General features: G+C 59.6%; 15 protein-coding genes. 13 read left to right on the forward strand and 2 right to left on the reverse strand.

Going from position 1 to position 13,476, the window contains the following annotated elements:
- Positions 1 to 32 precede the first annotated feature (32 nt).
- From trpB to CPter91_RS11290, 8 genes are all read left to right on the forward strand, one after another.
- Complete coding sequence (gene trpB, locus CPter91_RS11255) at positions 33 to 1,298, forward strand: tryptophan synthase subunit beta (RefSeq protein ID WP_061940228.1); 1,266 nt, start codon at positions 33 to 35, stop codon at positions 1,296 to 1,298.
- Positions 1,299 to 1,396: 98 nt separating this feature from the next.
- The gene (gene trpA / locus CPter91_RS11260; protein WP_061940230.1) at positions 1,397 to 2,194 is read left to right on the forward strand and encodes a tryptophan synthase subunit alpha; all 798 of its coding nucleotides are present in this window, start codon (positions 1,397 to 1,399) and stop codon (positions 2,192 to 2,194) included.
- A gap of 115 nt (positions 2,195 to 2,309) precedes the next feature.
- Complete coding sequence (gene accD, locus CPter91_RS11265) at positions 2,310 to 3,182, forward strand: acetyl-CoA carboxylase, carboxyltransferase subunit beta (protein ID WP_038489592.1); 873 nt, start codon at positions 2,310 to 2,312, stop codon at positions 3,180 to 3,182.
- 66 nt (positions 3,183 to 3,248) lie between these two features.
- Positions 3,249 to 4,559, forward strand: coding sequence for a bifunctional tetrahydrofolate synthase/dihydrofolate synthase (gene folC / locus CPter91_RS11270; protein WP_061946121.1), 1,311 nt, complete (start codon positions 3,249 to 3,251; stop codon positions 4,557 to 4,559).
- A gap of 55 nt (positions 4,560 to 4,614) precedes the next feature.
- A complete protein-coding gene (locus tag CPter91_RS11275; protein WP_061940232.1) occupies positions 4,615 to 5,577 on the forward strand; it encodes an SPOR domain-containing protein in 963 nt (320 codons plus the stop codon).
- A 67-nt stretch (positions 5,578 to 5,644) separates the two neighbouring features.
- Positions 5,645 to 6,133, forward strand: a complete 489-nt coding sequence (locus CPter91_RS11280; protein ID WP_061940234.1) for a CvpA family protein — start codon at positions 5,645 to 5,647, stop codon at positions 6,131 to 6,133.
- Between the two features lie 79 nt (positions 6,134 to 6,212).
- Positions 6,213 to 7,730, forward strand: coding sequence for an amidophosphoribosyltransferase (gene purF, locus CPter91_RS11285; RefSeq protein ID WP_061940236.1), 1,518 nt, complete (start codon positions 6,213 to 6,215; stop codon positions 7,728 to 7,730).
- A 212-nt stretch (positions 7,731 to 7,942) separates the two neighbouring features.
- Positions 7,943 to 9,178 carry a cystathionine gamma-synthase family protein gene (locus CPter91_RS11290; RefSeq protein WP_061940238.1) on the forward strand — a complete coding sequence of 412 codons (1,236 nt, stop codon included), beginning with the start codon at positions 7,943 to 7,945 and terminating at the stop codon, positions 9,176 to 9,178.
- 64 nt (positions 9,179 to 9,242) lie between these two features.
- Here CPter91_RS11290 and CPter91_RS11295 read toward each other — a convergent pair whose 3' ends face one another.
- Both CPter91_RS11295 and CPter91_RS11300 read right to left on the reverse strand, forming a co-directional pair.
- The gene (locus tag CPter91_RS11295) at positions 9,243 to 9,824 is read right to left on the reverse strand and encodes an LOG family protein (RefSeq protein WP_061940240.1); all 582 of its coding nucleotides are present in this window, start codon (positions 9,822 to 9,824) and stop codon (positions 9,243 to 9,245) included.
- Between the two features lie 30 nt (positions 9,825 to 9,854).
- Complete coding sequence (locus CPter91_RS11300) at positions 9,855 to 10,520, reverse strand: TetR/AcrR family transcriptional regulator (protein ID WP_061940242.1); 666 nt, start codon at positions 10,518 to 10,520, stop codon at positions 9,855 to 9,857.
- 271 nt (positions 10,521 to 10,791) lie between these two features.
- Between CPter91_RS11300 and CPter91_RS11305 the strand changes: the two genes are divergently transcribed.
- The 5 genes from CPter91_RS11305 (at position 10,792) to CPter91_RS11325 (ending at position 13,469) form a co-directional block, all read left to right on the forward strand.
- Positions 10,792 to 10,983 carry a DUF1289 domain-containing protein gene (locus CPter91_RS11305; protein ID WP_061940244.1) on the forward strand — a complete coding sequence of 64 codons (192 nt, stop codon included), beginning with the start codon at positions 10,792 to 10,794 and terminating at the stop codon, positions 10,981 to 10,983.
- A 389-nt stretch (positions 10,984 to 11,372) separates the two neighbouring features.
- The gene (locus CPter91_RS11310; protein ID WP_082792778.1) at positions 11,373 to 12,170 is read left to right on the forward strand and encodes a beta-ketoacyl synthase chain length factor; all 798 of its coding nucleotides are present in this window, start codon (positions 11,373 to 11,375) and stop codon (positions 12,168 to 12,170) included.
- A complete protein-coding gene (locus CPter91_RS11315) occupies positions 12,163 to 12,942 on the forward strand; it encodes a lysophospholipid acyltransferase family protein (RefSeq protein ID WP_061940248.1) in 780 nt (259 codons plus the stop codon). The genes CPter91_RS11310 and CPter91_RS11315 overlap by 8 nt, the downstream gene beginning before the upstream one ends.
- Complete coding sequence (locus CPter91_RS11320; RefSeq protein ID WP_061940250.1) at positions 12,929 to 13,189, forward strand: phosphopantetheine-binding protein; 261 nt, start codon at positions 12,929 to 12,931, stop codon at positions 13,187 to 13,189. Before CPter91_RS11315 ends, CPter91_RS11320 begins: the two co-directional genes overlap by 14 nt.
- A gap of 10 nt (positions 13,190 to 13,199) precedes the next feature.
- The gene (locus tag CPter91_RS11325) at positions 13,200 to 13,469 is read left to right on the forward strand and encodes an acyl carrier protein (protein ID WP_061940252.1); all 270 of its coding nucleotides are present in this window, start codon (positions 13,200 to 13,202) and stop codon (positions 13,467 to 13,469) included.
- Positions 13,470 to 13,476 lie beyond the last annotated feature (7 nt).

The following is a 13,476-nucleotide window of genomic DNA, read 5'->3' on the forward strand; positions in this document are numbered from 1 at the left end:
CGCAAACCAGCATATCTTTATAGAGACACATCATGAAAGAGTTCACTCCACTCGAGCAGTACGCCGAGCGCCAGCCGCTCGCCGCCAGCACCTTGCGCCAGAGCGCCCAATACAATTTGCCGGACGCCAAGGGCCACTTTGGCATGTACGGCGGCAGCTTTGTCTCCGAAACGCTGACCCTGGCCCTGAGCGAGCTGCAGCAGGCTTACGCCAAATACCAGAACGAGCTGCAATTCCTGGCTGAATTCCACAGCGAACTGAAGCACTTCGTCGGCCGTCCCAGCCCGATATACCACGCCAAGCGCTGGTCCGAGCAGATGGGCGGCGCGCAGATCTATTTCAAGCGCGAGGATTTGAACCACACCGGCGCCCACAAGATCAATAACGTGATCGGCCAGGCTTTGCTGGCCAAGCGCATGGGCAAGCCGCGCGTGATCGCGGAGACCGGCGCCGGCCAGCACGGCGTCGCCACCGCCACCATCTGCGCCCGTTTCGGCCTCGAATGCGTGGTGTACATGGGGAGCGAAGACGTCAAGCGGCAGATGCAGAACGTCTACCGCATGAACCTGCTGGGCGCCAAAGTGGTGCCGGTGGAATCCGGTTCCAAGACCTTGAAAGACGCGCTCAACGAAGCCATGCGCGACTGGGTCACCAACGTTGAAAATACCTTCTACATCATCGGCACGGTAGCTGGGCCGCATCCTTATCCGATGATGGTGCGCGATTTCCAGTCGGTGATCGGCAACGAATGCCTGACGCAGATGCCGGAAATGGCCGGGCGCCAGCCGGATCACGTGGTCGCCTGCGTCGGCGGCGGTTCGAATGCGATGGGGATTTTCTATCCCTACATCAATCATCACGATGTGGCGCTGGTGGGGGTGGAAGCGGCCGGCGAAGGATTGGCCAGCGGCAAGCACTCGGCATCGCTGACGCTCGGTTCGCCGGGGGTGCTGCATGGCAACCGCACCTATCTGCTGCAGGATGAAAACGGCCAGATCATCGAAACCCATTCGGTTTCCGCCGGCCTGGATTACCCGGGCGTGGGTCCCGAGCACGCCTGGCTCAAGGATTCCGGCCGCGCCACTTACGAAACGGTGACCGACGACGAAGCGCTGGCAGCCTTCCATACCTGCTGCCGCATCGAAGGCATCATCCCGGCGCTGGAATCCAGCCATGCCCTGGCGTATGCCGCACGGCTGGCGGCGACCTTGCCCAAGGATAAGATCATCCTGGCCAATCTGTCCGGCCGCGGCGACAAGGACATGCATACCGTTGCCGAGCGTTTGAAACTGGCCTGAGCAAGGACCAGCCCGGGTCCGCAGCGCAGAAGCAGGCGCGCTGCGACCCGATAAAGCGCGCAAGCACCCCACAACGCAATCCATACCGATAAAAATCTATGTCTCGAATCCAGACTACCTTGGCCGCACTCGCGGCCAGCAATAAAAAAGGCTTGATCCCATTCATCACCGCCGGCGATCCGGCGCCGGAGCTGACCGTGCCGCTGATGCATGCGCTGGTCCGGGGCGGCGCCGACATCCTGGAACTGGGAGTGCCGTTTTCCGATCCAATGGCGGAAGGGCCGGTGATCCAGCGCGCTTGCGAGCGTGCGCTCAAGTTCGGCGTCAGCCTGCGCGACGTGCTGGGCTACGTGCGCGAATTCCGCCAGACCAACACAAGTACACCGGTGGTCTTGATGGGCTATGCCAATCCGCTGGAGCGGATGGGTGTCGATGCTTTTATTGCCGCTGCGAAAGAGGCGGGCGTCGACGGCAGCATCGTGGTCGACTATCCGCCGGAAGAATGTGAAGAGTTTGCCGAGAAAATGCAGGCCAGCGGCATGGACCCGATTTTCCTGCTGGCGCCAACCTCGACCGAAGAGCGGATCAAGCAGGTGGCCAAGGTCGGCGGCGGATTCACGTATTATGTGTCTTTGAAGGGCGTGACCGGCGCCGCCAATATCGATACCGCCGAGGTGGCGGCGCGCGTGGCGGCGATTCGCAAACATGTCAAACTGCCAATCGGCGTCGGTTTCGGCATTCGCGATGCGGTCACTGCCAAGGCCGTGGCGCAGGTGTCGGATGCGATCGTGATCGGCAGCCGGATTATCCAGGAATTGGAGAATACGCCTCCCCAGCAAGCTGTCGCAGCAGTGGAAAGTTTCTTGTCAGGTATCAGAAAAGCGCTGGATGAATAATTTTTGACATCTTTTGATGTCTTAATGCTACGCAATCTATCTTTGATTAGCTATTTCGCTGATGCAGGGATAAAGGTAAAATTCGGCAAGAAAAAAATCTGAAGGAGGTCGCTCCATGAGCTGGCTAGAAAAATTACTACCCCCGCGCATTCAGCGCAGTGACTCGGCAACCCGCAAATCCATCCCCGAGGGGCTGTGGGTCAAGTGCCCATCCTGCGAAGCGGTTCTGTACCGTACCGATCTGGAATCGAACATCCATGTGTGTCCGAAGTGCAATCACCATATGCGGATCCGCGCCCGTGAGCGCCTGGATGCGCTGCTGGATGCCGGCGGCCGCTATGAAATCGGCCAGGAAACATTGCCGATCGATACGCTCAAGTTCAAGGATAGCAAGAAATACCCAGACCGCCTCAAGGCAGCGATGGACGCCACCGGCGAAACCGACGCCCTGATCGTGCTCGGCGGCTCCATCATGACCTTGCCGGTCGTCGTGGCAGCGTTTGAATTCGAATTCATGGGTGGCTCCATGGGCTCCGTGGTTGGCGAACGCTTCGTGCGCGGCGCCCAGGTCGCACTGGAACAGAAAGTGCCGTTCATCTGCATCACCGCAACCGGCGGCGCCCGCATGCAAGAAGGTTTGCTGTCCCTGATGCAAATGGCCAAGACCACTTCCATGCTGACCAAGCTGTCGGAAAAGAAGCTGCCGTTCATCAGCGTCCTGACCGATCCGACCATGGGCGGCGTTTCCGCTTCGTTCGCCTTCATGGGCGACGTCGTGATTGCCGAGCCGAAGGCGCTGATCGGCTTCGCCGGTCCGCGCGTGATCGAGAATACCGTGCGCGAGAAATTGCCGGAAGGTTTCCAGCGCGCAGAATTCCTGGTCACCAAGGGCGCTGTCGACATGATTGTCGACCGCCGCAAGATGCGCGAAGAAATTGCGCGTTTGTTAGCGTTATTGCAAGATCAGCCAGCCGAATCCATCGCCTGATGTAAGTTTTGCCCCAAGGCCTGAACTGTCGTGGTTCAGGCCTTTTGTTTTCAGTTGGATGTCAAAATGTCAAATATTTCCGCCAAGCCTGTAACGCTGGACGACTGGCTCGCATTGCTGGAGTCGCGCCATTTCAAAACCATCGACATGGGCCTGGACCGGGTAGTGCAGGTGAAGGAAAGACTGCAGCTGCAGTTCGCCTGTCCGGTGATCATGGTGGCCGGCACCAATGGCAAGGGTTCGACCTGCGCCATGCTGGAATCGATATTGCTGCGCGCCAGCTACAAGGTTGGCCTGTACATCAAGCCGCATTTCCTTGATTTCAACGAGCGCGCCCGCATCGGCGGCGAATCGGCCTCGGACGCTGCCCTGATCGCCAGCTTCGAGGCGGTGGAAGCCCAGCGCGGCGATATTTCCCTGACCTATTTTGAATTCACCACCCTGGCCATCATGCATTTGCTGGCCGAGGCCAAGCTCGACGTGGTGATCCTGGAAGTCGGACTAGGCGGCCGTCTCGACGCAGTGAATATTGTCGATGCCGACGTTTCCATCGTCACCAGCGTCGATATCGACCATATCGAATACCTGGGCGATACGCGCGAGAAAATCGGTTTTGAGAAGGCCGGCATCTTCCGCCCTGGCAAAGCCGCCATCTGCAGCGATCCGGTGCCGCCGCAATCGCTGATCGACCATGCCAACGCCATCGGCGCCGATCTCTGGCTGCTGGGGCGGGATTTCAACTATACCGGCGACAAGCAGCAGTGGAACTACGGCGGCCGCGGCCAGCGCCGCAATGCGCTGGGCTATCCCAGCCTGCGTGGCGCCAACCAGCTGTTGAACGCTTCGGCCGCGCTGGCAGCCCTGGAGGTGCTGCGGCAGGAGTTGCCGGTCAGCGCCCAGGAAGTGCGCAGCGGCTTCGTCATGATGGACCTGCCGGGCCGCTTCCAGGTCTTGCCAGGCCAGCCGCTGGTGATCCTGGATGTGGCGCATAACCCGCATGCCGCCGCAACGCTGGCGCAGAATCTCGACAACATGGGCTTTCATCCTTACACCTATGCGGTGTTCGGCGCCATGCTGGACAAGGATATCGAAGGCATCGTCGCCCAGCTGAAAGGCCGCATCGACCACTGGTGCCTGACCAGCTTGCCGCTGCCGCGCGCCGCCAGCGGCGAACAATTGAAAGAACGTTTGCTGGAAGCCGGTGTCCATCCCGAGGCCGGGCCGGATGCGCAATCGAGCATCAGCAGTTTCGATTCTCCCGCCGCCGCCTATGCAAATGCCATAGGCAGGGCAGGTGAGAATGATAGAATTGTGGTTTTCGGATCGTTCCTGACTGTTGCCGGCGTGATGGCAGCAAGAAAGTCTGGATTTCACTGACGATTTATCGACGGCCATGGTTTCTGGCCGCTGACTAGCTAGCAAAATATATCGCATGGGTTTGTTCTCTTTTCTTCGCAAAAACAAGCAGCAAACCGACCCTGACCAGGGTATTTATCGTTCCAAGGCCGATACCGGAATCGGTCCTGATGCCGAGCAGGCAGAACTGCCTTTACGCGCGCGCAAAGCCAGGGCTGGCAAGGCGGCTAATCAGCAGAGCGAAGCGGTAGATCCGGTCTTGCCGGAAAAGAAGCGCGCCCGCCGCCGTCTGGTGGGAGCCGTAGCACTGGTGCTGGGCGTGGTGATCGTGCTGCCGATGATCCTCGATTCAGAGCCGAAACCGCTGGCGGACGATATTGCCATTCAGATTCCTTCGCGCGACACGCAAGCGGCTAGCGCTTCCGCCAGTGCCGCAGCCGCAGCCTCAGTCAACAGTAGCGGTCTCGATAAGCAGGAAGAAATAGTTGATCCTGCAAGCAGCGTTCCAGCTGCAACGGCTGCCGTCAAACCACCGGCAGCGGCTGCGCCGGCTGCAACGGCGCCGGCCGCCGCCGTCAAGCCTGCCGTGCCAGACAGCCTGGCCGTCGTGACGCCGCCAATGCCGGCGCCTAAGCCAGCGGCGCCAGTTGTCACGCCTAAGCCTGAGGCCAAGCCGAAGCCGGAAGCCAAGCCGAAAGCGGAAGCCAAACCGAAGCCGGAACCGACAGCGGACAAGAGCGATGATTCCGCCCGTGCGCTGGCGATCCTGGACGGCCACAGCGATGCCGCGCCGGCGCCCGAGAAAAAACCGGGCAAGTTCGTGCTGCAGGTCGCCGCGCTGGCGTCCCAGGACAAGGTCAATGAACTGCAGGGCAAGCTGAAAGAAGCCGGCATCCACTCTTATACTCAAAAAGTCCCGACCGCATCCGGCGAGCGCATCCGCATCCGGGTCGGTCCATTCAGCAGCAAGGAAGAGGCTGAAAAGGCGCGCGCCAAGCTGGCCAAGCTGGGCCTGAGTGGCAGCTTGATTCCGGGCTAGGGAAGCACAGCTTGATTTTCGCGTTATTTGCGCCATATAGACTACTGGTCAGAAATCTTCGAACCGCGTGACAATTTTCGATTATCTGGTGCTGTTCGTGCTGATCTGCTCGGTGGTGATCAGCACTTTGCGCGGTCTGGTGAAGGAAATCCTGTCCCTGGCGAGCTGGGTGATTGCCTTGATTGTCGCCAACGCGTATGGCCAAAATCTGGCAGAATTGCTCCCCGACGCGATTCCGGGAAATGTAACGCGCTTAATCGTGGCTTTCCTGGCGCTGTTTATTGGCGTAAGGTTATTAATGATGTTGTTGAGCATGGCGCTCAACGCCGTGATCAAGGCCAGCGGCCTGGGGCTGGTGGATCATGGGCTGGGAGTGGTGTTCGGACTGGCGCGCGGCCTGGTAATCGTGCTGGCGGCAGTCCTGGTGTGTGGTGCTACGGCAATTCCGCAACAGCCTTTCTGGCGCGATGCGATGCTGAGCCCATTGGCGGAAAGCGCGGCGCGAGCTGCCATCCCCTATCTGCCGGGGCAATTCGCCAGCCACCTGAAGTTTTGAATTCGCTGTACTGGGCCTGTGCGCCTTCGCGCAAGCGCCATTGAGCTGTATCGGATTGTTTATTGTTTAGGAGTCCACCATGTGTGGCATAGTCGGCATCGCTTCCCAGAACCCAGCCAATCAACTCATCTATGACGCCTTGTTGCTTTTGCAACATCGCGGCCAGGATGCGGCAGGGATCGCAACCAACCACGGCAACGGATTTTTCATGCACAAGGCCAACGGCCTGGTGCGCGACGTCTTCCGTACCCGCAACATGCGTTCGCTGCCGGGCAATTTCGGCATCGGCCAGGTGCGCTACCCAACTGCCGGCACCGCCAGCGCGGAAGAGGCGCAACCGTTCTACGTCAACGCCCCGTTCGGCATCATCCTGGCGCACAACGGCAACTTGACCAACGCTGAGCAGCTGAAGATCGAGATGTTCAAGAACGATCGCCGCCACATCAACACCGATTCCGATACTGAAGTGCTGCTGAACGTGCTGGCGCATGAAATCCAGCAAGCCACAATCGGCTATTCGCTCGATCCGGGCGTGCTGTTCAAGGCGGTCGCCAATGTCCACAAGCGGGTGCGCGGTTCCTACGCCGTGGTGGCGCAGATCGCCGGCCACGGTTTGCTGGCTTTCCGCGATCCTTACGGTATTCGTCCGCTGTGCATCGGCGCCAACGAAACCGACAAGGGCACCGAATACGTGATCGCCAGCGAATCGGTGGCATTGGAAGGCCTGGGTTTCCGCTTCCTGCGCGACGTCATGCCGGGCGAAGCGATTTTCATCGATATCGACGGCCAGATGTACAACCAGCAATGCGCCGACAATCCGACCCTGAATCCATGTGCCTTTGAATTCGTCTACCTGGCCCGTCCGGATTCGATCATCGACGGCGCTTCGGTGTACGCCACCCGTCTCAAGATGGGCGAGTACCTGGCCGACAAGATCAAGCGCGAATTCTCCAGCGGCGACATCGACGTGGTCATGCCGATTCCCGATTCGTCGCGTCCGGCCGCCATCCAGCTGGCGCTCAAGCTGAATATCGAATACCGCGAAGGCTTCATCAAGAACCGCTACATCGGCCGCACCTTCCTGATGCCAGGACAGGCAATCCGCAAGAAATCGGTACGCCAGAAACTCAACGCGATCGGTTCCGAGTTCAAGGGCAAGACCGTGTTGCTGGTCGACGATTCGATCGTGCGCGGCACCACCAGCCGCGAGATCGTGCAGATGGCGCGCGATTCCGGCGCCAAGCGCGTGATCTTTGCCTCGGCGGCGCCGCCGGTCAAGTTCCCGAACGTCTACGGCATCGACATGCCGACCCGCGGCGAACTGATCGCCTACGGCCGCAGCGATGAAGAAGTGTGCCGCGAGATTACTGCCGATGCGCTGGTGTACCAGGATATCGACGCCCTCAAGCGTTCGATTTCCGACGTCAATCCTTTGCTGAGAAATTTCGAGGCATCCTGCTTTGACGGCAACTACATCACCGGCGACATTTCGCGCGACTACCTCGACCGCATCGAGTTCGCCCGCAACAATCCGAAGCCGGAAAGCGAAGATGCGGTGCGTTCGCAGCTGAATTTGAGCTTGGCGCAAGTCGACTGATCTTATTTATTGCGGGACAGAGCTGCCCGGGTAGGGTTTAAGAGCCACCGCAGCGTGGCGAATTACACTTCTCGTGCAGCTCTGTCCCCAACTGACTAGATAAGAAGTTCGAAGCACGCGCAAGTTTTAGCAGTGCGAGTGCGTTGCGGCGACGTATTATTCAGGCAGAAATTTGCCCGCTACAGCAGTGGCGACAAACGAATCGATCCAACATGACGCAAAAATACGGCTTCACCACCACCATCCTGCACAGCGACCGCCAGAAAACCATCGAGCATGGCGCTCCGCACAAGCCGGTCCACACCTCGGTTACCTGGGGCTATAGCGATGCGCGCCAGCTGGCTGAAGTATTCCAGGGCAAGCAGTCAGGCTACCGCTATGGCCGCCAAGGCAATCCCACTGTCTCCGCACTGGAAGACAAGGTCACCAAGATGGAAGGCGGCCTAGCCACCATCTGCTTCGCTTCCGGCATGGCGGCCATCGGCGCACTGATCCAGGCCTTGCTGCGCGAAGGTGATCACGTGGTATCGTCGGTATTCTTGTTCGGCAACACTGCCAGCATGTGGCAAACCTTTGGCGGCCAAGGCGGCAAGGTCAGCATGGTCGACGCCACCGATGTGGCCCAGGTGGAAGCAGCACTGACGCCGGCGACGCGCATGGTGTTCGTCGAAACCATCGCCAATCCGCGCACCCAGGTGGCGGATCTCAAGCGCATCGGCGAACTGTGCCGCGCACGCGGGATCTTGTTCGTAGTGGACAACACCATGACCTCGCCTTATTTGTTCCAGCCGAAAACGGTCGGCGCCGGCCTGGTGGTCAATTCCCTGACCAAGTCGATCGGCGGCCACGGCAATGCGCTGGGCGGCGCCCTGACCGATACCGGTTTGTTCGACTGGAGCAGTTATCCGAATATCTACGATGCCTACAAGCGCAATCCGCAAGCGCAGTGGGCGCTGGCGCAGATCCGCGCCAAGAGCCTGCGCGATTTCGGCGCCTCGCTCGGTCCTGAGGCGGCGCATCACATTGCCGTCGGCGCCGAGACCATTGCCTTGCGCATGGAGCGCAGCAGCGCCAGCGCGCTGGCCGTGGCGCAGATGCTGGAAGCCGACCCGCGCGTCTCTGCCGTGCATTACCCGGGACTGGAGTCGCATCCGCAGCACACCTTGGCCGCTGAGCTGTTTCGCAGCAACAGCTATCTGTTCAGCTTTGAGCTGAAACCGGAAATCGATTGCTTCGATTATCTGAACCGTTTGAAGCTGGCGATTTCCGGCACCCACCTGGGCGATAACCGGACGCTGGTGATTGCCGTCGCCCATACCATTTTCTACGAGATGGGCGCAGAACGGCGTGCTGCCATGGGCATCAGCGAATCGCTGATCCGGGTCTCGATCGGGATCGAAGACACGGCTGACCTGGTGGCGGATTTCAAGCAGGCGCTGCAGGCCTGAGCCGGCGGCGGATGGGAAGAATAGAGCGGGGTGGTTGCCAGCAGGCGGCCGCCCCGTTTGCATTTCAGATGGTGGTGCGGTCCAGCCACTTCGGTACGTGCAGCGGGACGAACGAGCGGAAGCGTTGCAGCAGCGCTTCCGGCTGCGCTTCGGCCATCAGCAGCCCAGCCTGCTCACCCTTGAGGAAGCGCTGCGACACCATGTGCTGGATGAACTGCAGCAAGCCGTCATAAAAGCCGTCGACGTTCAGCAGGCCGATCGGTTTCTGGTGAAAGCCCAGCTGCGCCCAGGTAAACACTTCGAACAATTCTTCCAGGGTGCCGACGCCGCCCGGCATGGCGATAAAGCCATCCGACAGTTCCGCCATCATCGCCTTGCGTTCATGCATGTCCTTGACGATATGCAGCTGCGTCAAGCCCTTGTGACCCAGTTCCTTGTTCAGCAGCGCTTCCGGAATCACGCCGGTGGCCTGGCCGCCCAGCCGCATCACCTCGTCGGCAATAATGCCCATCAGGCCGACATTGCCGCCGCCGTAGACCAGCGCAATGCCTTGCTCGACCATGGCTTGCGCCAGGCCGCGCGCGCCTTCGGCATAAGCTGGCGTGGCGCCGGGAGAAGAGCCGCAATAGATGCAGAGAGATTTCATCGTGGTATTCAGATCGAGATAGTCAAGTAATCAGACGTTGCTTTGCAGGTACTTGGTTTTCAGTTCTTCGAAATGCGTCAGCGTTTCACCGCGCAGGTAGGGCTGCATCAGCGCCAGCACCTGGTAGCAGCCGCTCGCCAGCGCATGGTCCACCACCGGCTGTTCCGTGTACTGGCGCGGATTCAGGACGTACTGGTAAGACAGCCAGTAACTGGCCACCACCACCATGTTGGACGAGAGGGCGTCGATTTCGGCCGGGCTGGCATCCAGTGCCTTGTCTTCCTGCAAGCCCTGGCACAATTCGCGGACGACGGCGATCTTGTGGCCGAAGATTTCCTTGAAGTGCAGTTCCAGGGTGCGGTTGCGCGACAGCAGATCGTTGAGGTCGCGATAAAAGAAACGGTAGCGCCAGATCAGCTGGAACATGTGGTGCAGATAGTGCCAGACGTCGTGCATGGTGGGGCGCTGCCCTTGCGTCATGGCCAGCATGCGGCTGATTTCTTCCTCGAAGGTGACGAAGATCGAGTTGACGATATCGTCTTTGTTACGGAAATGATAATACAGATTTCCCGGCGAGATTTTCATCTCGTCGGCGATGATGGTGGTAGTGATGTTGGGTTCGCCGAACTCATTGAAGAGCCGCAGCGACAGATCCATGATTTTTTCGCGGGTGCGACGTGGCGCCTTTTGCTCCATGACTGTTTTCTTTCTGATGTTCTGTCCGCAATGCCGTTTTTACCAGATTGATAAATTGGCTCAGCGAAGATTGTATATTGCTTCGCGCCTATCGTCGTAGATGCATTGCTGAAATGATCGTTATAGCATCTATTTTCTTCTGTGCGAACTTCGCATTGCCGGCGCCGTCGAATGCTGAAATAAGGTCGCGCTGGTGGTCGCTGTTATAAAATGAAGGGCCGGGCGGCGCTTGATGGCAGGCGTGCCCGGGTCTCATTTTATAAAGGTCCGCATGTCAGATTCTCCTCCGCAACGTCCCGATACGCCATGTGTAGCGGTCTGTTCGACCACCTTCGACGATGTCTGCCGCGGCTGCGGCCGGACCGTGAACGAAGTGGCGCACTGGGTTTTCATGACCGAGGAAGAAAAAACCAAGGTCTGGGAACGGATTACCGCCGAGGGTTATCCGCGCCGCCAGGGCTGATGCGTGCGCCCGTGGCCGTCGTCGGCGGGCATCGAGGCTGCCGGAATACATCTCTGCTTGCCGCAGGTATTACGCCAGCCGCCGCGATTGTGTTGTTTTTACTTGCCATGACGATGATTATTTACGCCTATTGATCAGTTTTATCCCATTTCTTCAGTATTGTGGTGCCCAGCTTAACTGTAACTTACTGTATATTTCGCCGCAAAAACAGGCAGGGCCATGAATAATTGCAAACAATGGTTAAAGTTTGTGATCATGCGCAGTTAGCAATATTTCTCTGTGGCATATGGATTATAATGCCGCGCAAAATAGACAAATTGCTGTCGGTTCGGCTCCCTGGACCGTTGGCAAAAAACAAAATCGATTGAATGGTTGGCGGGGAGTGGTGGATGGAACTCGGGGGAGTCAGATTTTCAATTGCGTCGCATGCTGCATGGGCGCCTGGGCTGGATACGGCCGCCGCATGGGCGGCATGGGCTGAGCAGCCGCATGTCATCGCCGGCGAGCGCGACGCCGCGGTCGCGGCGATGCCGGCCATGCTGCGCCGGCGCGCCGGTTTCGTCGGCAAGATGGCGCTGGAAAGCGCCTATCGCTGCCTCGATGGTCGAGTTGGCGTGCCGACCGTGTTCTGCTCGCGCCACGGCGAGTGCATGCGCTCAGTCGATCTGCTGACCGATCTCGCCGATGACCAGCCTCTTTCTCCCGCTTCTTTCAGCTTGTCTGTCCACAATGCCGCCGCCGGCCTGTTTTCGATCGCGCGCCAGGACCAGGCCAGCCACGCTGCCCTGGCCGCCGGGCACGCCGGGGTCGAGCACGCAGTGATCGAAGCCTGCGGCCTGCTGGCGGATGGCGCCCCCGAAGTGCTGCTGGTGGCGTACGACGGCGTGTTGCCAGCCTTGTTTCACGAATTTGAGGATTGCCAGGAGCAGCCCTTTGCCTGGGCCTGGCTGATGCAGGCGGCGAGCGCGGAATCCAGCGATGTGATCGCGCTGTCGTGGGCCAGCCCGAACGAGGATGAGGCAAGCGCCATGCAGCAACAAGAGCCAAGCAAGAGCGCGACAGACGCAGCGCGGCAGCCGGCCGGCCTGGAGCTGCTGGCGTTTTATCTGCGCCGTCAGGCCGAGCTGCTGCGCACAGTCGATCGCCAGCGCTGGCGCTGGCAGAGGCTGCGGGGGCAACATGCTTAAGCGCTTCAACCGTTATTGGCGAGTGCTGGCTACCGGCGTCAGTTTCGTGGTGTTCGCCATCGGCGGCCTGATCTTGCGTGCCCTGGTATTTCCGCTGCTGAACCTGATTATCTGGGAGCAGCAATTGCGGCGGCTGGTTGCGCGCAGGGTGATCCGCTGGGTGTTCCGCTGCTTTGTCGGTTTCATGCGCTGGCTCGGGGTGCTGGATTATGACGTCAGCGGCCTGGAGCGCCTGGAGCGGCAAGGTTTGCTGATCCTGGCCAATCATCCCACCCTGATCGATACCGTGTTCCTGATGGCTTTCGTCAAGCGCGCCGATTGCATCGTCAAGGGTCGGCTGTGGGACAACCCGTTCACGCGCGGACCGGTCAGCGCCGCGGGCTATATCAGCAACGGCGACGGCAGCGGCCTGGTAGAGAATTGCATCACCTCGCTGCGGCGCGGCAGCAACCTGATCATTTTTCCGGAAGGTACGCGCACCGCCGGCGACGGCCAGATCAACTTGAAGCGCGGCGCCGCCAACATCGCTGTGCGCAGCATGTCGAACGTGACCCCGGTGGTGATCCGCTGCCTGCCGCCGACCCTGGGCAAGGGCGTCAAGTGGTGGCAGGTGCCTGCGGTCGCGGCGCATTTCAGCATCGAAGTAAAAGACGATATCGATGTGAGCGCGTTTTTGACCCGGGCGGGCAGCGAAGTATTGGCCGCCAGGCATTTAACTGCTTACTTGCAGGATTATTTTAGGAAAGAAAGCCAAGTCCATGCAGCAGCTTGAAGAAGAAGTAAAGCAGGTCATCATCGATGTCCTGCAGTTGGAAGATATCACCGCGGCCGACATCGTCAGCGATGCGCCGTTGTTCGTCGACGGCCTCGGCCTCGATTCGATCGATGCGCTGGAACTCGGCGTGGCGATTCAAAAACGCTATGGCATCTCGCTGTCGGCAGACTCGGCCGAGACCCGTAATCACTTTGCCTCAGTGCGCTCGCTGGCCGCGATGATCGCCAGCAATAGAAAGAAATGACGGTGTAACGATGTTGACCAATTCGATGAGCAAGGAAGAGATCTATCTGTGGCTGGTGAATGTGCTGCATGAAATGTTCGAGATCGACAAAGACCAGGTGACGCCGCAAGCCAACCTGTATACCGATCTGGACATCGACAGCATCGATGCCGTCGACCTGGTGGTCAAGCTCAAGCAGCTGACCGGCAAGCGCTTGCAGCCGGACGTGTTCAAGGCAGTGCGCACAGTGCAGGATGTGGTCGATGCGCTGGCGGCATTGCTGGCCGAGGATGCCGGCTAAGGCGGGG

It is taken from the genome of Collimonas pratensis (genome assembly GCF_001584185.1).
GTDB classification, from domain to species: Bacteria; Pseudomonadota; Gammaproteobacteria; order Burkholderiales; family Burkholderiaceae_D; genus Collimonas; species Collimonas pratensis.